20 protein-coding genes and 1 riboswitch are annotated in these 21,492 nt (G+C 50.3%); of the genes, 11 read left to right on the forward strand and 9 right to left on the reverse strand.

From position 1 onward, the window contains the following. Nucleotides 1-12 precede the first annotated feature (12 nt). The 4 genes from JOE21_RS09695 to JOE21_RS09710 all read left to right on the forward strand — a co-directional run bounded on the left by JOE21_RS09695 (nt 13) and on the right by JOE21_RS09710 (nt 2,714). Complete coding sequence (locus tag JOE21_RS09695; protein WP_309865323.1) at nt 13-486, forward strand: SRPBCC family protein; 474 nt, start codon at nt 13-15, stop codon at nt 484-486. Nucleotides 487-494: 8 nt separating this feature from the next. Beyond that, a complete protein-coding gene (locus JOE21_RS09700) occupies nt 495-905 on the forward strand; it encodes a VOC family protein (protein ID WP_309865326.1) in 411 nt (136 codons plus the stop codon). Between the two features lie 99 nt (nt 906-1,004). After that, nucleotides 1,005-1,874: a lipoate--protein ligase family protein gene (locus JOE21_RS09705; RefSeq protein ID WP_309865329.1), complete on the forward strand. Its 870-nt coding sequence runs from the start codon at nt 1,005-1,007 to the stop codon at nt 1,872-1,874. Nucleotides 1,875-2,231: 357 nt separating this feature from the next. Next, nucleotides 2,232-2,714, forward strand: a complete 483-nt coding sequence (locus tag JOE21_RS09710; protein ID WP_309865331.1) for a hypothetical protein — start codon at nt 2,232-2,234, stop codon at nt 2,712-2,714. 289 nt (nt 2,715-3,003) lie between these two features. Here JOE21_RS09710 and JOE21_RS09715 read toward each other — a convergent pair whose 3' ends face one another. Then, a complete protein-coding gene (locus JOE21_RS09715) occupies nt 3,004-3,642 on the reverse strand; it encodes an SDR family oxidoreductase (RefSeq protein ID WP_309865333.1) in 639 nt (212 codons plus the stop codon). Nucleotides 3,643-4,017: 375 nt separating this feature from the next. On the opposite strand from JOE21_RS09715, the gene JOE21_RS09720 reads away from it, so the two are divergent. The 4 genes from JOE21_RS09720 (at nt 4,018) to ilvA (ending at nt 9,130) form a co-directional block, all read left to right on the forward strand. Further along, nucleotides 4,018-5,763 (forward strand): ABC transporter ATP-binding protein, encoded by a 1,746-nt coding sequence (locus tag JOE21_RS09720; protein WP_309865336.1) that lies wholly within the window; start codon nt 4,018-4,020, stop codon nt 5,761-5,763. A gap of 61 nt (nt 5,764-5,824) precedes the next feature. Continuing rightward, nucleotides 5,825-7,585: an ABC transporter ATP-binding protein gene (locus tag JOE21_RS09725; protein WP_309866064.1), complete on the forward strand. Its 1,761-nt coding sequence runs from the start codon at nt 5,825-5,827 to the stop codon at nt 7,583-7,585. Between the two features lie 62 nt (nt 7,586-7,647). Beyond that, nucleotides 7,648-7,809 (forward strand): hypothetical protein, encoded by a 162-nt coding sequence (locus JOE21_RS09730; RefSeq protein ID WP_309865339.1) that lies wholly within the window; start codon nt 7,648-7,650, stop codon nt 7,807-7,809. 31 nt (nt 7,810-7,840) lie between these two features. Beyond that, nucleotides 7,841-9,130 (forward strand): threonine ammonia-lyase IlvA, encoded by a 1,290-nt coding sequence (gene ilvA, locus JOE21_RS09735; RefSeq protein WP_309865342.1) that lies wholly within the window; start codon nt 7,841-7,843, stop codon nt 9,128-9,130. A gap of 223 nt (nt 9,131-9,353) precedes the next feature. Here ilvA and JOE21_RS09740 read toward each other — a convergent pair whose 3' ends face one another. Together JOE21_RS09740 and thiC are read right to left on the reverse strand one after the other, a co-directional pair. Beyond that, a complete protein-coding gene (locus JOE21_RS09740) occupies nt 9,354-9,767 on the reverse strand; it encodes an acyl-CoA thioesterase (protein WP_309865344.1) in 414 nt (137 codons plus the stop codon). A 137-nt stretch (nt 9,768-9,904) separates the two neighbouring features. Continuing rightward, nucleotides 9,905-11,653 carry a phosphomethylpyrimidine synthase ThiC gene (thiC, locus tag JOE21_RS09745; RefSeq protein WP_309865347.1) on the reverse strand — a complete coding sequence of 583 codons (1,749 nt, stop codon included), beginning with the start codon at nt 11,651-11,653 and terminating at the stop codon, nt 9,905-9,907. Between the two features lie 126 nt (nt 11,654-11,779). After that, nucleotides 11,780-11,890, reverse strand: a riboswitch (TPP riboswitch). A 244-nt stretch (nt 11,891-12,134) separates the two neighbouring features. Between thiC and JOE21_RS09750 the strand changes: the two genes are divergently transcribed. Continuing rightward, nucleotides 12,135-12,947, forward strand: a complete 813-nt coding sequence (locus JOE21_RS09750) for an ABC transporter ATP-binding protein (protein WP_309865349.1) — start codon at nt 12,135-12,137, stop codon at nt 12,945-12,947. A gap of 204 nt (nt 12,948-13,151) precedes the next feature. Beyond that, nucleotides 13,152-14,570, forward strand: a complete 1,419-nt coding sequence (locus tag JOE21_RS09755) for a M28 family peptidase (protein WP_309865352.1) — start codon at nt 13,152-13,154, stop codon at nt 14,568-14,570. Nucleotides 14,571-14,755: 185 nt separating this feature from the next. Here JOE21_RS09755 and hisC read toward each other — a convergent pair whose 3' ends face one another. From hisC to JOE21_RS09785, 6 genes are read right to left on the reverse strand one after another with little or no spacing between them, the layout of a single operon-like run. Next, a complete protein-coding gene (gene hisC / locus JOE21_RS09760) occupies nt 14,756-15,865 on the reverse strand; it encodes a histidinol-phosphate transaminase (RefSeq protein WP_309865355.1) in 1,110 nt (369 codons plus the stop codon). Nucleotides 15,866-15,894: 29 nt separating this feature from the next. Then, on the reverse strand, nt 15,895-17,205 hold the full coding sequence (locus JOE21_RS09765) for an APC family permease (protein ID WP_309865358.1): 1,311 nt from the start codon (nt 17,203-17,205) through the stop codon (nt 15,895-15,897). A 17-nt stretch (nt 17,206-17,222) separates the two neighbouring features. Next, nucleotides 17,223-17,858, reverse strand: coding sequence for a molybdopterin-dependent oxidoreductase (locus JOE21_RS09770; protein WP_309865360.1), 636 nt, complete (start codon nt 17,856-17,858; stop codon nt 17,223-17,225). Beyond that, on the reverse strand, nt 17,858-18,640 hold the full coding sequence (locus tag JOE21_RS09775; RefSeq protein ID WP_309865363.1) for a formylglycine-generating enzyme family protein: 783 nt from the start codon (nt 18,638-18,640) through the stop codon (nt 17,858-17,860). The genes JOE21_RS09770 and JOE21_RS09775 overlap by 1 nt, the downstream gene beginning before the upstream one ends. 27 nt (nt 18,641-18,667) lie before the next feature. Next, nucleotides 18,668-19,078, reverse strand: coding sequence for a DUF2000 domain-containing protein (locus JOE21_RS09780; protein ID WP_309865365.1), 411 nt, complete (start codon nt 19,076-19,078; stop codon nt 18,668-18,670). Beyond that, a complete protein-coding gene (locus tag JOE21_RS09785) occupies nt 19,079-19,744 on the reverse strand; it encodes a prephenate dehydratase domain-containing protein (protein WP_309865367.1) in 666 nt (221 codons plus the stop codon). A gap of 136 nt (nt 19,745-19,880) precedes the next feature. On the opposite strand from JOE21_RS09785, the gene pdxR reads away from it, so the two are divergent. Continuing rightward, the gene (pdxR, locus tag JOE21_RS09790; protein WP_309865370.1) at nt 19,881-21,284 is read left to right on the forward strand and encodes a MocR-like pyridoxine biosynthesis transcription factor PdxR; all 1,404 of its coding nucleotides are present in this window, start codon (nt 19,881-19,883) and stop codon (nt 21,282-21,284) included. Nucleotides 21,285-21,492 lie beyond the last annotated feature (208 nt).

The raw sequence follows: 21,492 nt of genomic DNA on the forward strand, positions 1-21,492 counted from the left end.
GAGGTCTGAGCAATGAAAGGAACATTGCATGAAATCAATGGTCGTTACGCCTTGACGTTTGAGCGGTTTTTCTCCCGCCCGGTGGAGAAGGTTTGGCATGGCATCACGGATCCTGACTGCTTCAACCAATGGTACCCCTTTTCCACCGGCGAGATGGATCTTCGGGTTGGCGGCAAGTTCCACTTGGACGACGGTGAGGGTTCGATATACGAGGGGATTATCACCGAGTTGGATCCACCTAACATCTTCGCTTTCAGGGAAGTCGATGATTGGCTCCGCTTCGAGCTTCGATCCAAAGGAGATGGTTGTCTGCTTCGCTTTACACACACCTTTGATGATCGGTCAATGGCGGCCCGTACCGCTGCCGGTTGGCATGGGTGCCTGGAAGTCTTGGACATGGTAGTGGACGGAAAGCCCGCCGTTTGGCCGGACAACATGGCTGAATGGCGGGAGAAGTATGCCAAGGAATTCAATCAGAAAGGGTGAGAAACCGAGTGGAACACCCCAGCCAAAAAGTCACCACTTTTTTGATGTTTGAGGGCAAGGCGGAGGAGGCGATGAATTTCTACACCTCGTTATTCAACGATTCTGCCATATTAAGCCTCACCCGCTATGGAGCGAATGAAGAGGGTGCGGAGGGATCGGTGAAACATGCTGTTTTTTCACTGTGCGGACAGGAGTTTATGTGTATCGACAGCAGTGTCAAACATGATTTTACCTTTACCCCATCCATTTCGTTATATGTAACTTGTAAGACGGAGGAAGAAATCGACAGGGTCTTTGAAGCGTTATCGCAGGATGGGATCGCATTGATGCCGTTAGGGACCTATCCGTTCAGTGAAAAGTTTGGTTGGGTTCAGGATCAATACGGTGTTTCGTGGCAATTAACACTTTCGAAAAAGTAAAGAGTAAATGGTTTTATTTGATGAGTGGGGAGCAGGGTGAAGTCTTTCGTCCCTTGCAGTATAATGAACAAGGTTTGACTGGAAAGGACGGGACAAAAGATGAACGAAGACTTCACCGTGGCGAAAGCGATTTACAAACAATATGGGGAATGGCGGGTATTAGCGGAACGGTTGGACGATCCTTCCCCGCTTTCTTATGCATTGGAAGAGGCGGTGGGAGAAGCGGTGGCGAGGGAAGAAGTACCGCCCACCCTGCGGATTTGGCGGGGCCCCCGGGCGCTGGTGGTAGCCAAGAAAGATTTGCGTACACAACGGGCGGTGGACGCGGCGGGAATGATGAAGCAGGTGGACTGGCCGGTCTATGTACGCCAGAGCGGGGGGACGGCGGTTCCCCACGGGCCGGGAACCTTAAACCTGTCCCTGTTCCTTCCCCGCCCCCGCCGGGTGGAGTGGACCATCGACGATATTTACCGGGCGCTGGGACTGCCCCTTGCTCAGATGATGCGAAAGGCTTACCGGTTGCAGCCTTATTTCGGCGAAGTGCCGGGTTCATTCTGCGACGGTCGATTTAATGTGGTGGTCCAAGGGAAGAAAATCGTCGGCACTTCCCAAGTGTGGAAAGGGGGACCGGCGGGATTGGCATCGAAGCGGCCGGGGTATATTCTCGCTCATGCTACCTTGTTGACCACGATTGACCGTGAACAGACCGTATCCGCCCTGAACGCCTGGTATGAATTGGCTGAGGGGACCAAACCGGTCTACATCGACACCGTGGCCACATTGGCCTCTTACGTTCCGCAAGGTTTAGCGGAGGACGGACATGTGGTATCCACCCTGCTGGATGCGATACAGGGTATGACGGATCGAAGTCGGGTGGAGACGACCGTTTCGGAAAAAGAGCGAAAAAGCGCTTCCAAGTATCAGACCAATGCGGATCCGGAATCGTACCGGAGACGGGCCAGTGGGTAAAAAGCGCAATGCGGATCCGGGAACGAAGCGAACAAGTCGTGACTTGTGCTGAAAAAACGCTCCACCGGCCACATCGACCGTCTCTCGTTCTCGTAACTAGGACCATCGGCGAAAAACGAGCGACAATCGACTTTTCCTTATCGCAGAAAAAACACGACCCTTGGTTTGCCGGGTTTATCAGTAACCTTACCCTCATTTATAAGGGAATAGCACAAGTCCATTTAAAAATCGCTTGTCCACTATTTTTGACTTGACTCTAGAAGGTTTAGAATGTAAACTAAATGTGTTTCAGCCGAATGACCGGGTTCAATTTTTTTGCCGATTTAGTTTAGTTACTAAACAAAAGGGGATAGGAAAATGAAGACATCGTCGAAACATGTGAACCGAGTGGCTCTGTATTCCGTTTTGTTGATGATTCTTACAGCCGTTCATCATTACTATGCGTCCATCATCTACCAATCACCTTGGAGGCTTCATGTCGTTCAAGTGAGTGTCGTTGTGATTATTTATACTCTTGTGACACTTATTGTTCTCCGTAAATGGCCAAATACCTTATTTGCAAAAATATTGCTTTCCATCTTTTTCGTCGTTACTTTTGTGGTTTCCGTTGCTTGGATCGGACTTTTTGAAGGTGGTTACAATCATGTTGTCAAAAACATTGTTTATTTGATTGGAGTACCTGAATCGGTGACATCTGCCATGTTTCCGCCAAGTATTTATCATGCGCCTCATGATCTCTTTTACGAGGGAAGTGGTGTGGCTCAGTTTGTCTTTCCATATCTGATTCTGCTCCATTTTTATCGTTTCTATCAACAAAGAAAAGAAAAACAGGAAAATTAAAGTATCCCCATTTATCGATGTACGATTTGGTACCGTATGAGTCCATAAAAGCCCTCTAATTCAAGAGGGCTTTTACTAGGGACTTGTCTGGTCATTCCATTTAAATAAGGAAGGGTCGTTTTTTTGTTTCGCCTTGCTCCTCTGCACAAGTCTCGCCTCGGTCGCTTCGCTCCCGGTCTCGCTATGCGCTTTTTGTAACGAAACGAAGGGCCATACCGACCCGGGAGCGCGCTACGGATTTATCAGAAGGAAATCAAAAATCCCCCCGAATAACGGAGGGATTTTTCTGTTACAGGGACCGCACCGCTTCCGGGATCGGCGTCTCCCCCGGCAGCAGGTCAAAACCGGTCCGGTAGGTGGCGGGTTGTTCCAGCACCATGGCCAGCACCTGGGCCACATCGGCGCGGGGAATCGGATCCGGGTAGAAGGGAAGATTTCGGGCCAATGCCACCTGCCCCGTTCCCTCTTCGTTGGAGAGACGGCCGGGGCGGACGATGGTGTAATTTAAGTCAGTCTTCATTAAGCGCTCATCCGCCGCTTTTTTAGCCTCGAGATAGTGCCGGATTTTCTCCGGCCCCTCCTCCGGACGCTGGGACCGAAGGGAACTCAGCATAATATAACGTTCCACACCCCGTTGTTCCGCTTCTTCGATCGAGCGGATCGCGCCGTCCCGGTCGACGGACAGGGTTTTGTCCGGTCCCGTGTGGGCACCGGATCCGGCGGTAAAATAAATCGCTCCCACTCCTTGGACCGCATGAGAGAAGTCCTTTTCCAGGTCGGCGATGACGGGATGACCCCCCAGCTCTTCCATCCGGGCGGCATGTTCAGGATCCCGGATCATGGCCCGCACCTCGTGTCCGGCGGAGGCCAGCCGTTTCACCACTTGTTGGCCGATTTGGCCGTTTGCCCCAATCACTAAAATACGCATGAAAATCCTCCTTCACGTGTTCTTTCAATCTGTTCCCATTTCACAACCGGATTTAATCCTCAACCAATCGATTACTGTGAAAAAAACGGAGAGGGGTCATGTCGACTCGATGCTTACATATTCTTGAAAGAAGTATTCGATTATAAAAAATTCCGATAGGCAAAACAGTAGAAACATGGTTTTATTTTTCCACAGGGAATTTTGAACGAATTCAGAAGGAAATACTATTCGTTTATCGAATAGAAAGGAATGCGAAAAAGAACGGGAGGCGTCACCGCTGATGATTGGATCGTGAGTTGACAAGCGTTGATGGACAAAGTCGGACCAACATTCAAAAGCGCTGGAACATGCGGGCAGATAAAGGAGTGGACCCATTTGAACACCTTCAAGCGATTGAAGGCCTTTTTTTGGCCCTACAAAGGATACTTTCTCATATCAATCTTGACACTGTTGATGGTGACCGGGGTCACGGTCGTCTATCCATTGGTGTTGAAAATCACCATTGACGACGTGATCGGAGCGGGAAGGTACGATTGGGTACCCTGGATCGCCATCGGCTTTTTGCTCTTGATGGGGCTGAAAGCGGTGGCTTCTTTTTTTCACCAGTACTATGGGGATCTGTTCGGGATCCGTTCGGTTTATGAATTGCGGAATGCCCTGTACCAAAAGTTGGAGGTGCTTCCGTTCCGTTTTTATGACAATGCCAAGACCGGCGATCTGATGTCCCGTCTGACGGCGGATGTGGAAGCCTTTCGCTTTTTTCTCTCCTTTGGATTTGCCCAGTTTATCAACTTTGTGTTGATGGTCTCGTTTGGATTGGGGATCATGTTGTGGCTGAGCCCGTCCTTGGCTGTGGTTACGCTGCTTGCGATGCCTTTTCTGACGGTGGTGGTGTATCGTTTCGATCAAAAGGTTCATCCCGCCTTTAAAAGTATCCGCCGCTCCTTCGCCGAATTGACGACCAAAGTGCAGGAGAACATCAGCGGGATGAACACAGTGAAGGCCATGTCCCGGGAAGACTTTGAGATCGGCCAGTTTCATCGGCGCAACCAACAATATAAACAGACCAACATCCATACCGGGAACATCTGGGGTACCTATATGCCGCTGATGGAATGGATCGGCAGCATCTGTGTCGTCACCCTGTTGGCTTACGGCGGTTGGATGGTGATTGAAGGGGAACTTCTTCTCGGAGAGCTTGTCGCCTTTTTCAGCTTGGTCTGGTATATCATCGGTCCGTTGATGTACCTGGGATTTATCATCAACACCTTCTCCCAGTCCAAAGCGGCTGGTGAGCGGTTGTTGGAGGTGTTGGATGAACCGGAAGAGATCAAAAACGAGGAAGGTGCGGTGGTGAAAGACCGTCTTCATGGACACGTCACGTTCCGTAACGTATCCCATCGCTATCCGGGGACGGAGGAATGGGCTCTAAAAGGAGTCGATCTGGATGCTCCTCCGGGCAAAGTAATCGGTTTGATCGGCTCAACGGGAGCGGGAAAAACCTCTTTGACCCAGTTGATCTCCCGTTTTTACGAAGCCACGTCAGGTGAACTTTTGATCGACGGACGGCCGATCAAGGAATACGACCTAAAATCACTGCGGAAAAACATCGGAGTGGTGTTCCAGGAGTCATTCCTGTTTTCGTCCACGATCCGGGACAATATCGCCTACGGAAAGCCAACGGTCAGCATGGAAACAATCCAGCAGGCGGCCCGGCGCGCCCAGGCTCATGATTTCATCATGGATTTCCCTGAACAATACGATACCATGCTGGGAGAGCGGGGGATGGGACTTTCCGGCGGGCAAAAACAGCGGCTGGCCATTGCCCGAGCATTAGTGATCGACCCCAGTATCCTAATCTTGGACGATGCCACCAGCGCGGTCGATATGGAGACGGAACACAAAATCCAAGCCGCTTTCCGGGAAGTGATGAAGGGGCGAACCACGTTCATCATCGCTCACCGGATCTCTTCCGTCAAACAGGCGGATGAGATCCTGGTATTGGATCAAGGACAGGTGGTGGAGCGCGGCACCCACGATATGCTGCTGGCGAACAACGGGATTTACCGCCGCATCTTCGATATCCAATTTAAAGACCGGCAAGCGGTCCACTCATCATAAGGAGGCGAGACCCGTGACACAACCTGAGCTGCGCCGTGAACGGTTCCAGTACTCCAACGAAATGGTCATCGAAAAAACCTTCAACTGGTCGCTGATGGCCCGCCTGTTTGGCTATATCCTGCCGTATACCAAACGTCTGCTTCCATTGGCCATTCTGGCGATGCTGGTCTCTACGGCGGCCCGCCTGTTTGCTCCCCTCATGATCAGCTTGGCGATCGATTACGCCTTGGTGGAAAAGGATGGTCAACTGCTGACCATTTTCGTCTGTGTGATCGCAGCCATGTATATTCTCAACTGGATCGCCAACACGCTCCGGATCCGCTGGATGCAACAGTTGGGCCAGTCCGTCATATACGATCTGCGCCAACACTTATTTCAACATATTCAACGTCTTTCCCACCGTTTTTTCGATCAACGGTCGGCGGGTTCCATCCTGGTGCGGATCACCAATGACATCAATTCGCTCCAGGAATTGTTGACCAACGGGATTGTCAACGTGATCATGGATATTCTCCTGCTGGCGGGAATCATCGTTATGTTGACCATTCTCAGTCCCAGCTTGACGGCAGCGATCCTGGTGGTGCTGCCGCTGATGTTTCTGATTTCCATTAAGCTGCGGCGAATGATTCGCCGATCCTGGCAACAGGTGCGCATGAAGCAATCGATCATCAACTCCCACCTGAATGAAAGCATCCAGGGGATGCGCATCACCCAGTCCTTCACCCAGGAAGAAGAAAACATGCGCTTTTTCACCCGGCTCAATCGCGATAATTTCGACGCTTGGAACGATGCCACCAAAAAAAGCGCGGTCTTCCGTCCTTTTGTGGAGCTGACGGGAGCGATTGGGACGGTCATCCTGATCGTTTACGGCTCATACCTGGTTCGTGCCGACGCCATCACCGTCGGGGCACTGGTGGGGTTTGCGATCTACATCGGCAACTTCTGGGAGCCGATCTCCCGTTTGGGCCAAGTGTATAACCAGCTTTTGATGGCGATGGCCTCCACGGAACGGATCTTTGAATTCCTGGACGAAAAACCGTCTGTACCGGAGAAGGCCGACGCGAAGCCCCTTGGTGAGATCAAGGGCCGGGTGGAGCTGGATGGGGTTGTGTTCTCCTATGACAGCAAGCGTCAGGCATTAAACGGGATCAATCTGACTATCCACCCGGGACAAAAAATAGCGTTGGTGGGTCACACCGGTTCCGGCAAGACCTCCATCGTCAACCTGATCTGTCGCTTCTATGATCCGACAGGGGGAAGTGTCCGCATCGACGGGCAAGACTTGCGCGATTTGAAGTTGGACGATATTCGTTCTCAGGTGAGCATCGTGTTGCAAGAGACGTTTATCTTTTCGGGGACGATCATGGAAAACATCCGGTTTGGACGCCCGGATGCTTCCGATGAGGAAGTGAAAGCCGCCGCCCGGGCGGTGGGGGCTGATCCCTTTATCCAACGCCTGCCCCAAGGGTATAAGACCGAGGTGGAGGAGCGGGGCAACATCCTGTCTACCGGGGAACGGCAGCTGTTAAGCTTTGCCCGCACCTTGCTGGCGGATCCGCGCATTATCATCCTGGATGAAGCGACGGCCAGCATCGACACGGAAACAGAAATAAAAATTCAGGAAGCACTAAAGACGCTGTTAGCCGGCCGGACCGCCATCTTGATTGCACATCGGCTGTCCACCATCCGCGATGCGGATCACATTGTCGTTCTGGAAAACGGCCGCATCAAGGAACAGGGGAACCATGAGCAGCTTATGGACCGGCACGGCGAATATTACAATCTCGTCACCGCCCAGTTCCGGGTGTTGGATGTGGGATAACAAAAAAACCTTCACCGGGTCGTGGTATCCGGTGAGGGTTTTTTCATGGATGGAGGACAACCATGTCTAATACCGGGCATGGTTTGGAAGACAAACTTGGTAAGGGAATCCACCTGTTGAAAAAATGGCGAGCCTCTATACAGACCCTTTTGCCAGGTAAAAAGATCAACAAAGTGAACTTTTTTCTCCAAAACGGTTTACCAATTCCCGTTGAGGATGTATGATGATCGGAAAAGCTAACGGAGGCATATCACATTGAGAGAAGCGACAAAGACCGGATTAAAAGAAGAGAAAGTGCTGAAGGAAGTTTCCGTGGAAGAGGTGATCAAAGCCAACCATATCCTCAAAGAGGTGGTCACCCACACACCGCTTCAGAAGAATCCCGTTCTCTCTCAACGGTACGACTGTCACCTTTATCTCAAACGGGAAGATCTGCAAGTCGTACGTTCTTTTAAAATCCGGGGGGCGTACAATGTGATTCGTCATCTGCCGGAGGAAAAACTGAAAAAGGGCGTCGTCTGCGCCAGCGCCGGCAATCACGCACAGGGGATCGCATACTCCTGTCAGGCGCTCCGGATTCCGGGGTATGTATTTATGCCCAACACCACACCAAGCCAGAAGGTAAAGCAGGTGAAGCACTTCGGCGGCGATTTTATCGAGGTAATCCTGACAGGGGACACATTTGACGACTCCCTGGCCCAGGCTTTGATCTACAGTGAAGAGCACGGGATGGCGTTTATCCATCCGTTTGAAGATCCAAAAACGATTGCTGGTCAAGGAACCGTCGGATTGGAGATCCTGAACGACATGCATGAACCCTTGGATTACCTGTTCGTGGGGGTGGGGGGTGGAGGGCTGGCGGCAGGAATCGCCTCCTATGTCAAGGCATTAAGTCCCCGGACCCGCGTCATCGGAGTGGAGGCGACAGGAGCTCCCTCCATGCATCACTCCATCCAAGAGGGTCGGATTGTCACCCTTGAATCCATCGACAAATTTGTCGATGGTACCGCTGTCCGCCGAGTAGGGGAAATTAATTACGAAATCTGCAAGCGGATGGTGGATGAATTCGTTCTCGTGCCGGAAGGAAAAGTGTGCAGCACGATCTTGGAACTATATAATGAGAACGCCATTGTCGCCGAGCCGGCAGGGGCGCTTTCCATTGCGGTCTTGGAACATTTCCGGGATCAAATTCGGGGCAAAAACGTGGTTTGCATCTTATCCGGTGGCAACAACGATATCGATCGCATGCAGGAGATCAAGGAGCGCTCGCTGATTCACGAAGGGTTGAAGCATTACTTCACCATTCAATTTCCGCAACGGGCCGGTGCGCTGCGGGAATTTATCAATGAAGTGCTGGGACCGGATGATGACATCACCCGTTTTGAATATACCAAGCAGAACAGCAAGGAACAGGGCCCCGTCCTTCTTGGCATCGAGTTGAAAAACAAGGCGGATTACCAGCCGCTGATTGATCGGATGAACCGGAAGGGCTTCCGCTACATTGAAATCAACAAGGATCCGACCCTTTTCCAGCTGCTGATCTGAGTTTGACACTCCCCACGCCTTTATGCATAGGGAGTGGTCAAACCGAATTGGATATATCGAAGCAGGTAGGATCCCCCGTTACGCGAAGTCACCCAATGGCGATGATGATGATACGATCGCTTATTATAAAGAAATCTGACGGATGGATTGGATTGCAGGATCGTTTTAAAATGATACGTAAACACAAAGACGTCGGCAGCCCGCCGACGTCTTTTGATATGGATTATTCATCTCCGTCATCCATCGCGATTGATTCCAATATTCGTACCATCTCTTCAGTAAGGGGTACGCTTTTCTGTGATGGATAGTCAAAGTGGACCATAACAGCCCGTCCATCAGCAATCAAGTGGCCGGAATCCCGATCCAGGATGCGATGGCGAAGGGTGAAGCTTTTCGTGCCGATCCGTTCGGTCTCGGTTGTGATGGTGAGCCACTGGGCAAAGGATGCCTGTGCTTTGTATTCGCAGCTGGTGGAAGCGACGATCAGTTTCCAATCGTGTAAATCCATTTTCGGGTCCAACATTCGGAACAACTCAATCCGGGCCGTCTCCATATACGTGTAGTAGACGGCATTGTTCACATGGCCCAGTCCGTCGCATTCGTTGAAGCGAACCTGTAGGGTGGTGGACAGCGACATGGGTTTCCCTCCCTGATATAATCTCTCTCTCCCTTTCATTATACTAAAAGGTGAAAGCCCTTTCTGCCACCGATGGTCCGGCGGAAACGAAACAAAGGCAGAACCCGCCCGGGCTCTGCCTTTGTTAGGTTGTTCGTTTATCGGTAGATCTTGGCGCCGCTCTCCCGGAATTCTTCGGCTTTTTCCTTTAGGCCGCTTTCCAGTGCTTCGCGGGTGTCCATACCCTTTTCGGCTGCATATTCCCGGATGTCCTGGGTGATTTTCATACTGCAAAACTTGGGCCCGCACATGGAACAGAAATGGGCGGTTTTGGCCGGTTCGGCAGGAAGGGTCTCATCATGATATTCGCGGGCGCGGATGGGATCGAGGGACAGGTTGAACTGGTCCTCCCACCGGAATTCAAAGCGCGCTTTGGAAAGAGCGTCGTCCCACTGTTTCGCTTGCGGGTGTCCTTTGGCCAGATCGGCGGCGTGGGCGGCGATCTTGTAGGTGATCACGCCTTCTTTTACATCATCCCGGTTGGGCAGTCCCAAGTGCTCCTTGGGAGTGACATAACAGAGCATGGCGGTTCCATGCCAGCCGATTAAAGCGGCCCCGATGGCTGAAGTAATGTGATCGTATCCCGGTGCGATGTCCGTCGTAAGCGGTCCCAAGGTGTAGAAGGGCGCTTCGCGGCAAACTTTTTGCTGGATATCGACATTCTCTTTAATCTGGTGCATCGGGACGTGACCAGGGCCTTCCACCATCACCTGGACATCGTGTTTCCATGCGATTTCTGTCAATTCCCCCAGGGTTTCCAATTCCGCAAATTGAGCTTCGTCATTGGCATCGGCGATCGAGCCGGGGCGTAAACCGTCCCCAAGGGAAAAAGAGATGTCGTAGGTGCGCATGATTTCACAGATCTCTTCAAAATGGGTATATAAAAAGCTTTCCTGGTGGTGGGCCAAGCACCAGGCCGCCATGATCGATCCGCCGCGGGAAACGATTCCCGTCAGCCGTTCCGCGGTCAAAGGAATGTGGTGCAGGCGCACGCCGGCATGGATCGTGAAGTAATCGACTCCCTGTTCCGCTTGTTCGATCAAGGTGTCGCGATAGATCTCCCAGGTCAGTTTTTCCGGTTCTCCCTTTACTTTTTCCAATGCTTGATACAGAGGCACCGTGCCGACGGGAACGGGGCTGTTTCGGATGACCCATTCCCGGGTGGTGTGGATGTCTTTTCCCGTGGACAAGTCCATAATCGTGTCCGCACCCCAGCGCGTCGCCCAGATCATTTTTTCCACTTCTTCCTCAATGGAGGAAGTGACGGCGGAGTTGCCGATGTTGGCGTTGATTTTCACGTGAAAGTTCTTTCCGATCACCATCGGTTCGCTTTCGGGATGGTTGATGTTGGCGGGTAGGATGGCTCTTCCGGCTGCGATTTCGCTGCGGACAAATTCGGGAGAAACGCCTTCGCGGAGGGCGACAAATTCCATCTCCGGCGTGATGATCCCCTGCCGTGCGTAATGGAGCTGGGTTACGTTGCGTCCGGGACGGGATTGAAGAGGGCGACGGCGCAATCCCGGATAGGCGGGAATGGATGAATCCTCCTCCCGGCGGCCGTTGTCTACGGGTTGTACCGGCCGTCCCTCCGTTTCTTCCACGTCTTCCCTTTCCAGAATCCATCGGCTGCGCAGGGGTTCTAATCCATGGCGTACATCGATGCGAACGTCCGGATCGGTGTGTGGGCCGCTGCTGTCATAGACGCGCAGCGGCGGATTTTCTTCTTCGCCGAAGCGGCCCTGGGTGGGTGAGAGGCGAATCTCCCGCATGGGTACCCGGATATCCTCCCGGGATCCGGCTTGATATACTTTACGGCTGTTAGGGAAATGCTGATGAATCGGTTGCATGAAACTCCTCCTCGGATAGGGGTGGCAACCCGGTGAACAGGGAGAGTACCAACTTCGTAGGGGGATGGATAAGGCAACAAAAAAAGCCGTACGGCAGCGTACGGCTCCTTTGTTCATCAAATAGAAAGGATCCTTTTCGATGTTTCCTACGCTGGCATTACCCAGATCAGGTTTAACGGTCGGTGTTGAGTTCCCACCCTCTCAGCCTGGCTTCTCCAAGCTCCCGTTCATATGAGGTTGCTTGCTCAACAACTTATCATATGGGGCAGTCGTTTGGCAATGGTTTGTGAGAATAAAAAATTAGACGACTTTTTTGTGGAAAACTGGAACCTTTTTATGGTCTCATCCGTCTATATAAGGGGACATCACAGCCGCGAATTGTCACGGATTCCCGCCAGTAAACCCGGCTATGGTCTTTCCATGGGTCCGGCGGATACGTTATGCTTGTAATAGCGGACGGGTTGGAAAGGATGATGGTTCCTTGCGCATTGAATGGTCTCATGTCAATAAAGTCTTTTTCGAACAAGAAGGTGGAGATCGGCCTTCCTATCAACGCCAGGCACAGACCGGACTGCTGGACTTCACGGCTTCCCTTCGTCAGGGAGTGACGGTCATCCTGGGGCCGGAGGGTTCGGGCAAAAGCACCCTGCTGCGGGTGACGGCGGCCGCCACCGTCCCGGATGACGGACGAATCACCTACCAAACCCGCCGCAGTGAAGTTCATGTTTGGTCGAAAAGCATCGCTGCCTTGGGTAGTGCCGCTCCGGTGGAAGCGCTCCGCCGACGAATCGGTTATGTACCGCAACGCAAACGCTTAAATCACGATACCCTCTTGGATGAGTCCTTGCTCTATCTGGCCCAGTCCTATCAACTCCCGCAACCGAAGAAGCGCGCAGCCGAATTGATCGCCCGCTGGGGGTTGGCCGGATATCGCAAGCAACCGTTGACTGAATTGCCCCGGGAAGTGGCAGCCCGTTACATAATTGCCCGAAGTCTGCTCGGTGAACCGCTGATTTGGTTGCTGGATGAACCCGTCCAAGGGTTGGACGAATGGGGTTGGCATTTGTTCACTCAGGAGTTGTCCCGCCGCCGCAGCCGCGGAATCACCCTGTTGGCCACCAATGATCTGGACTTGGCCGAGGCGGCGGATACTCTCCTGTTGATGGAATCGGGAGGCTGCAGGCGGATCGGCCCCCGCAAAATCCTGACTGCCGGTGTGCCGGATGGAAAGGTCGCTTCCTGGTATCAGGCGATGCAGACGTTTTCCCCGCTGAAAACCCGGACGACAAAATGACCCTTCTTTTGTTAGGGAAAATTTCCCCGCCATCGATGGCGGGAATTTTCTTGAGCATATGATACGGATCCCGAAAATTCCTGCTTGTCCGCTCTTTTACGGCTTAGCTATAATAAACATTGTCGCGAGACAAAAATGCAAAAATTTAAAATGTTCTTCTCAGACAATGGGTTCGCTCTATTTTGAGGATAAGGGAGGGTTTTCATGAGAAATCGATTCAATCTGTTGTTGTTATCGGCTGTTTTGGCCTTGGGAGGGGTGTTTGCCGGCTTCTCCTCCCCCGTGTCGGAGGCCGCATCCGTCTCTTCTCAGGACAAAAAAATTACCGCCCGTTTTGATTCCGCCCGCGCTTTGGAACATATTCGCCATCTGAGTGTCGATCTTGGTCCGCGAGTGACAGGGACTGAGCAGGAGGAGGAAGCATCCCGCTATATGGAGCGACTGTTCAAGCGGTACGGATATAAGGTGTCAACCCAGAAATTCAGCATTCCGGATCGACTCGAAGGAACCCTGACTCTGCCTTCGGATGGTAATCGGGAACTGGCTATCCGGATCGCCACCGGGTCTGCTCCCACCGGTGATGAGGGGCTTCGTGCGCCTCTGGTGGATGCGGGCTTGGGAGGAGAATCCGACTTTCCAGATGACACCGCAGGCAAGGTCGCCCTGATCCGGCGCGGGGAGTACACCTTTTATGATAAAGCGCGAAATGCCGAAGAAGCCGGAGCATCCGGCGTCATCCTCTACGACCATGCGGATGCTCTTGTTCCCCCTTCGCCCAGCTTGGGAGGAAACGATGTTTCCATCCCCGTCGTGGCGGTAACGAAAAAGGACGGAGAAGCGTTGCTGGAAGCGATGCAATCCGATGACGTGACGGTATCTCTGTTTATCCAGGCCCTGGGGAACCAAACATCGCAAAATGTGATGGCAATCAAGAAACCCAAGGGAAAAAAGGGGAAGGATGCGGACATCGTCTATGTAACCGCGCATTATGACAGTGTCCCGTATTCTCCCGGTGCCAATGACAACGCATCGGGAACGGGTGTCCTGTTGGAGCTGGCCCGCATCATGAAAGGGCTGCCCACTGAGAAGGAAGTGCGCTTTGTCGCTTTCGGAGCGGAAGAGATTGGGCTGGTGGGTTCCCGTTATTATGTCAGCCAGCTGTCCTCCGATGAGATCCGACGGAGTGCGGCCAACTTTAATATGGATATGGTGGGTACCAATTGGGATCAAGCCACCCAGCTCTATGTCAATGTGGTGGATGGCCAACCCAATTTGGTGTGGCAGTACGCTCAAGCAGCAGCGGAGCGGCTGGGCAATGACACCCTGTTCCTCTACCAACGGGGCTCTTCCGATCATGTCGCCTTCTATGAAGCAGGAATCGATGCCGCCAACTTCATCCGGCGGGAGCCGGAAACCGCCAACTTGGAACCCTGGTATCACACTCCCGAAGATACCATTGACAAAATCGACCAAGAACGCTTGCAGGAAGCCGGTGAACTGGTCGGCTCCGCCGTCTACGACCTGACCGGAAAAGAAACCCCCCGTCGTAAAAAGAAGAAAGAGCGGCGGATGGTGAGCAGCCACCACTTGCACGAGGATCATGAGCACGAAGTGATGCGATAATCGGTACCGGGATGAAGGTCCGTCTTTTACCACAAAATTCGTTCCCACCTATCCCTGGAACCTGAGTAATACGAGATGCCCCTGACTGTAACCAAACGAACACCGCTGCTCCCTGGAGGATAAAAAGGAGCAGCGGTGTTCGTTTGGTTACAGATTCTAAAGAAGCCAATAAGAGGAAGTGACTCTTAATTTAACAATGAAATGTCATCCTTGGTTCTCAGCAATTGAGTTAGATATGCTATTAAGGTATCATTTTGTATTGAATCACCAATGGTGATTCTTAAACCGGTTGGAGATCCCCAGGTACTCCCCGAACGCACTATATAGCCCTTGGTTAACAAATAACCGGCGATCTTATCGCAATCTCTCCTTAGTTCTATGAATATAAAGTTGGTTTGGGAGGGGTAATACGACAATCCAAACCGCCAACAAAACGTGTAATACTCCTCTAACTCTTGACGGTTTTTTCGTTTGCATTCATGAACAAAATGCTGGTCGTTCAGAGCGGCTAACGCCGCCACTTGTGCCAAATGCGATGTGTTGAACGTATCCTTGACCACTTGTAATAGGGAGATGACATCGGGATGGGCAATACAATATCCGATACGTAATGCGGCTAGACCATATGCTTTTGAGAAGGTTCGTGTAACGACTAAGTTGGGATAGCGGTCGATCAGGGAAACAGTGTCAGGAAAATCGATCGCATCCACATATTCGAAATATGCCTCGTCGCAGACAACCAACGTGTCAGAGTCAACCTCGTTCAACAGTTGAAGAAGTTCTTTTTCGTTGACATACTCTCCCGAAGGATTATTCGGATTACAGATCCATACGATGCTGGTCTTTTGATCCACCGCTTCGATTATCCTCGGGATATCGTGTTTACCCTTGACATGGGGAATCTCTCGGATTTCCGCTCCCTCGATGACTGCATTCTTTTTATATTGGGGAAACGTAAAGTCAGACATTACCGTATTGACTTCTTGATTTAAGAAAGCCCTGGCTAACAGATGAATAATCTCATCCGTACCCTTGCCGAACAAAAGACATTCAGGGGAGATTTGATAGTAACTCGCCATTTTTTGTCGCAATGGATCAGCATTGGCGCTTGGATATAGAAATAAATTGGAAAGTTCCCTGTGCAATGCTTTCACTACCTCTTCCGAACACCCGTAAGGATTTTCATTGGAAGCCAGCTTTACGACTGTTTTGACACCATAGGCTTTTTTGACTTCATCGATTCCCATGCCGGGTTGATAGGGAGTTAGCTTCTTTAAATGACTCCTGGCTTTCATGATCTATACACTTCCCAACCATTTGAAGATTAGGAATACATCCCCTCTTCACTGCGTAATCGAGTCTGTTCGACGGAACGGATGGACTTGCTCCGCAGAGCATAAACGATGGCTCCTAGCAAAATCCATAGCAGTCCTGTCAGAAAGCCCGTTTTCCCCACAGGAATCAAAAGGCTTACGCTGATTATGAGGGCCAGAAGAGGGATAGCCGGATAAAACGGGACTAAAAACTGATCGGGATGCTTCTTGGTGGACATGCTTTTCCTTGAAATGAAAAATGCGATCATCGTAAAGATAAAGGTTAGCAAGTATAAAAATCCCGTGGCGTTTACGGCTATGTTGATGGAACTAAACAATGTAAACGCCACCTGAATTCCAACCCCTAACGCGATGGCTCCTACCGGTGTTTGAAAACGGGGATGGATATAGGCGATCTGATGTGGGAGGAGTCCGTTACGGCCCATAGCGAATGCCGTTCTGGATATGGACACGATAAATGCATTGGCCGTTGCGGGGAGGGCAGTCACGATCACCATGCTAATCAATATGGGTCCAAAGGAGCCCAAAAACTGTTCGCTTGCCAAGGCGACAGGAACTTCGGAGGATCCTAGTTCCCTCCAATCAACAACTCCTGTTGAGATGAACAACAAACCCAAATACAGAAGCAGGACAATTCCAATCGACAAAAAAATGGATAAGGGGATGGTTTTTCTGGGGTGTTTAATCTCCTCTCCAGAAGCGACGATGGCATCCCACCCCACAATGGAAAGAAATCCAACCAGAGCTGCTGCCAGAATTCCGGATATTCCGTTTGGAGCAAAAGGGCTGTACATAGACGGATCCACGTGACTCACCCCTAAAAGAAAGAAACCGACGAGAACGACAACGACGATGGAGACGATCCCCAGTTGTACTTTACCGCTAAAACGAATACCCAAGATGTTTAGTACACCGAGAATCAGAAGAAGGAGAATCGCGCTGGGTAAAGGAGGCGCTCCCGTTAAGGAGTGCAGATAATTCCCAAATCCCTGTGACACAAAACTGCTGGCGGCCAGCCAAGCACCCCAGTACGACCAGCCAATCAACGTACCGACAAACGGCCCCATCGTTTCTCGAACGTATTCATAAGATCCGCCTGCCCGTGGGTACCGGGAAGCGAGCTCCGCATAACATAACCCGAGCAATACGGCCAAAGAAGCGGCTAAGATAAAGGAGACCATAACCGCTGGACCGGCTTTTCCAGCTGCTACCCCGCTTAAGACAAAGATCCCTGCCCCAACCATCGCCCCGATTCCTAGAGAGGTTGCTTCTTTCCACCCCAACTCTCTGCTTAACGACATGGCAATCCCTCCAACCGTTAGAAATCCCGAAATTCTCCTGGTTTTTTTACGAACTGCCATTGCTTCAAGTCTACAATCCAATATTTTTTGGGTCGAATGGTTCCGTCTTTGTTGTAGCCTGCTCGTTGTTCCCATTCTCCGCTTTCGAATCGATCTGTCACCTCTAATGACCGTAAACCCTTCACGCTTTTATATCCATAAAGACCAAAATCAAACAGGCGCAATGGATAGCCCTGTTCCATGGGCAAAGGCTCCCCGTCCACGGTATGGATTAACATCGACCGTCTGGAAATAGCATCACCCAATGGAATGGTGGATTGATAAACCCCCTTCTCCTTGGTTCCGATGCTGGTTTGTTTCAGATAGTATTTTTCGAGGTCGGAAACCCCCGCCATTTCCATCACTGTGGAGAGCAAAATCCCTTTCCAGGTTCGCCGAATACTCCAATTGCAAACACAAACCATTCGCCGACTCTCCTCGATCTGAGGAAGTTTTAATATTTCTTCATAAGACAAGTGCAACGTTGATTCCACCTTGCCAGATACGGTCAGTCGCCACAAATCCAATTCAATGGACGTAGGAGGACCTTCTTGATAATAACGAAGAGAAGAAGGTTTTTTATCCAGATTGGGCGTTTTCAACCGTTGTATCATCACTTGATCCTCCTCACATCATTGATTACACATCGGAAACCGACCAAATTGTCCCGCATGGATGGCGGATAGTAATCCCGACTGGTGCACCGGAGGAAGTCCTCGTTGTGCAGTCCACAACCACCTCTAACGATGTGATCCTCGGTTTTCTCGGTTATATAAACGGGATTCGTACAGGATTGATCCCATTCGTAATGGATAGAGGCGTTGTCCAGACACCACTCCGCCATGTTTCCGGCCATATCCAGACACCCGAAAAAAGACACATTCTTTGAGTGTTTATAGATGGAAGTTGCGCTTCGGTCCAAATCAAAAGGATCACAATCGATCGCATAATTCGCATACTCCGGAGTAGGTTCTTCATTCCCCCAGGGATACTTGCGGCCGTCCGTCCCTTTACACGCATACTCCCATTGCGCTTCGGTCGGAAGCGTTTTACCCATATAGGTGGCATAAGCGATGGCTTCCCACCAACTGACCCCTGTGACCGGCTGGTCGTCTTGATTAAAATGATCGTCGTTCCAATAGTTGGGATATCGGATGTCGAACGCTTGTATGTAATCCCAACCTTCCGGGGGCCAGAAATCTGGTTGACGATACCCACCGACTTCCACAAACTCTCGATAATGTTTGTTTGTAACCGGAACCCGATCGATCGCAAAGGCGGACATTTTTACTTTCCGAACCGGTTGTTCGTCCGGTGATTGATCACTTCCCATGGTGAACTCTCCAGCTGGGATGATAATCATATCGTTTAACCGTACTTCCAACTGATCTTTCAATATTTCCCCCCCCCCCATGGCTTTCTGTCAGCGTAAAAGACCTAGACTTCCAGTCAGTTTATTTACGGTTTTTTTATCCCCGTAGATGGCAATACCCAAATATTGCAGGTCATTTTTTGTGAATTGAGCAATCTTTTGGGTATAATCTTCGTAGTTTTTGGTTGTTTGCGCTGCATTGGAGAAATCGATTAGAAGCAGGTCAGGATGATCGGTATGAATGACATCGCGTAACGTTTTAATGGTGGTTTTATTTCCTTTTAAAATAGGGATGGGCGTGGTTGTAATCCCTTCGTGAGGTGTCCCGTCCGCATCATAGACCTTCGGTCCAATGATTCCCTGCAATTGATGACCCAATGTCAGTGCTAATACCGCTCCGGTGTTGGCGATCAAGCCTGTCGGCAATTCCGAATCGATAACCATTACACATTTGCTTTCCAATCAAGACACTCCTTTTTTCAGTTTGTCCATTTTTATATTTTCAGGTATAAATACAGACCATAACATGACAATTCTCCTCGTTCGGGAGATGAATTCTAAACCGTACTTTCTGCATGCATTGGCGGTGGTTATACACAGATCCGCTTCCCCTCTTTGAACTTTACGGGCCGCTTCGCTGGTGGAATGAGCCGGTATCAATTCGTATTCTTTCTTTAAGTGAGGCAAAAACCAAGGGATCAAGCTTGATGGGGCGTGATGGGTTGAGATTGTTAAAGGAGATTTATTCAACCATGGACTTCTTAATTTAGCCGCCACCCCGTATAGAGGTGTTTCGAAGACGAAAGGCAACAGAAATCGAACCTTTAAGGACATGTAAAATTGATCGATTCCTTGATATGCATTAGCCACGATAAATAAATTAGAGCGGTTGTTTACCAGATCTTCAAAAGCCTCCTCATAGGTTGGATACAACGTGCATTCTACCTGCTTATCAGGCAAATGAGCGATTAAATACTGTGCTGCCGCCTCACTGCTAGTCCCTTCAGGACCCAGTGTCGACATACGGATCTGAGGAAATGCACGAAGCTTCGCAATCAATGGTTCCAGTTGTTGTTCCCAGATTGATGAGAGATCCGATTTTTCTGTTTGTTGGGAGAACGTTCCCATGATTTAATTCTCTTCCCTTCGATAGAAAAATAGGTTTAAGGGGTTTCGCTTATGCACCAATTTACTTAAGATAGAAGAAATAGAAAAGAACCAATTATAACGTTTTTTTTAAGTACCAATGATGAGGATGAATCCCATGCTTTGGTTACACATTGACCGTTCGTTGGACATTTCCTTAAAAAAACAAGTCTACGAACAAATCCGTACACGCATATTACAAGGGGAGTTAACAGCCGGGTACCGACTTCCTGCAAGCCGGGAATTGGCTATCCAGTTAAATTTATCACGGAATGTGGTGATAGAAGCTTATGAACAGTTACTGGCGGAAGGATATGTGAAAGGAAGACAGGGATCGGGCACTTATGTCGCACCGGGGGCTTATCTGGAACGGGATTTGAAGGAACAGCCGTCGTCTTTTTTGGAAACCCACAGAGACGAAGAAAAAGAGAAAGATGAGATTGATTTTCGTTCGGGTATTCCCGCCTTAAACCACTTTCCTAAAAAGAAATGGGGTAAACTGTCGAAGCAGGTGTGTGAGGAGGCTTCAAACGCAGATTTCGGATATGATAATCCGGAGGGGCGTTCTGAATTTCGACATGTATTGTCCCGTTATCTAAAAAGAACCCGGGGGGTTCATTGTCATCCTGATCAGCTTATAATCACTTCGGGAGCGACACAGGGATTTTCCTTAATTGCAAACTTATTGCTTTCTCCTGATGACCGGGTTATCATCGAAGATCCGATCACACATGAGATCCAAACCATTTTTTCCTCAAGCGGTGCCACTCTTTACCCTGTGCCAGTAGATGAAGACGGAATGCGAACCGATCTGATCCCAGTGGACAAAAAACCGGGATTTGTATTCGTTACTTCCTCCCACCAATTCCCTTTGGGAGGGATCTTGCCAATCCAACGTCGGATCCAATTGATCCAGCTTGCCCGAAAATTGGATACATATATCGTCGAAGATGACTATGACAGTGAATTTCGCTATGATGGGGAACCGATTCATTCATTGCAAGGGTTGGACCCGGAGCGAGTCGTATACGTCGGTACTTTCAGCAAAATCCTGTCTCCTTCTTTACGGTTGGGTTATCTGATTCTTCCCCCGGTTCTCACCCAGCAGTGTCGGGAACTCAAATGGTTTTTCGATCTGCATGCTCCGTCGTTGGAGCAGATGACGCTTTCCCGGTTTATTCATAACGGAAGCCTCGATCATCATATCCAGAAAATGAGGAAATTGTATGTAAAACGGAGGAAAATCTTAAAGGTCTGCTTAAAAGAGGAGTTTGGTGATCGGGTTTCCATTTCCGGTGATTCAACGGGTCTTCATCTGATTGTCGAGTTTAAAGATGTCCAGTTTGATGAAGGAATGTTAAGCCATATTAGCCGATATAAGGTTAAGGTTTATCCTGTGGAGTTACATTCCATCCAAAAAGGGTTCCACCGCAAAAAGCTGATATTAGGTTACGGCAATCTCAATGAGGAACAAATCCGTGAAGGAATTTGTCGATTAGGACAGGCTTTACATCGCTTATAAAGAAAACCGTTTACGGTCACACCCCCTCTCTTTTGAGAGGGGGTGTGACCCATATGGAACCCATAAGGCTAGGGCGTGTCTGAACAATCCGTAGGGCGGGATTCCGGGTCGGTATGGCTGTCTTCGTTTCGTTGCAAAAAGCGCAAAGGCTCTCCGCCAGCCATACCGACCCTCTCTCGTTCTTGCGGAAAATTGAATTACCAGACAG

The organism is Desmospora profundinema, from assembly GCF_031454155.1.
Lineage (GTDB): Bacteria > Bacillota > Bacilli > Thermoactinomycetales > DSM-45169 > Desmospora > Desmospora profundinema.

Bases quoted from the DNA above. Each gene is read 5' to 3' on its own strand.
- JOE21_RS09785 (WP_309865367.1), bottom strand. From the start codon at position 19,744: ATGGGAACGTTCTCCCAACAAACAGAAAAATCGGATCTCTCATCAATC.
- JOE21_RS09765 (WP_309865358.1), bottom strand. From the start codon at position 17,205: ATGTCGTTAAGCAGAGAGTTGGGGTGGAAAGAAGCAACCTCTCTAGGA.
- JOE21_RS09730 (WP_309865339.1), top strand. From the start codon at position 7,648: ATGTCTAATACCGGGCATGGTTTGGAAGACAAACTTGGTAAGGGAATC.
- thiC (WP_309865347.1), bottom strand. From the start codon at position 11,653: ATGCAACCGATTCATCAGCATTTCCCTAACAGCCGTAAAGTATATCAA.
- JOE21_RS09770 (WP_309865360.1), bottom strand. From the start codon at position 17,858: ATGATACAACGGTTGAAAACGCCCAATCTGGATAAAAAACCTTCTTCT.
- JOE21_RS09755 (WP_309865352.1), top strand. From the start codon at position 13,152: ATGAGAAATCGATTCAATCTGTTGTTGTTATCGGCTGTTTTGGCCTTG.
- pdxR (WP_309865370.1), top strand. From the start codon at position 19,881: ATGCTTTGGTTACACATTGACCGTTCGTTGGACATTTCCTTAAAAAAA.
- hisC (WP_309865355.1), bottom strand. From the start codon at position 15,865: ATGAAAGCCAGGAGTCATTTAAAGAAGCTAACTCCCTATCAACCCGGC.
- JOE21_RS09710 (WP_309865331.1), top strand. From the start codon at position 2,232: ATGAAGACATCGTCGAAACATGTGAACCGAGTGGCTCTGTATTCCGTT.
- JOE21_RS09695 (WP_309865323.1), top strand. From the start codon at position 13: ATGAAAGGAACATTGCATGAAATCAATGGTCGTTACGCCTTGACGTTT.
- JOE21_RS09725 (WP_309866064.1), top strand. From the start codon at position 5,825: ATGGTCATCGAAAAAACCTTCAACTGGTCGCTGATGGCCCGCCTGTTT.
- JOE21_RS09705 (WP_309865329.1), top strand. From the start codon at position 1,005: ATGAACGAAGACTTCACCGTGGCGAAAGCGATTTACAAACAATATGGG.
- JOE21_RS09740 (WP_309865344.1), bottom strand. From the start codon at position 9,767: ATGTCGCTGTCCACCACCCTACAGGTTCGCTTCAACGAATGCGACGGA.
- JOE21_RS09715 (WP_309865333.1), bottom strand. From the start codon at position 3,642: ATGCGTATTTTAGTGATTGGGGCAAACGGCCAAATCGGCCAACAAGTG.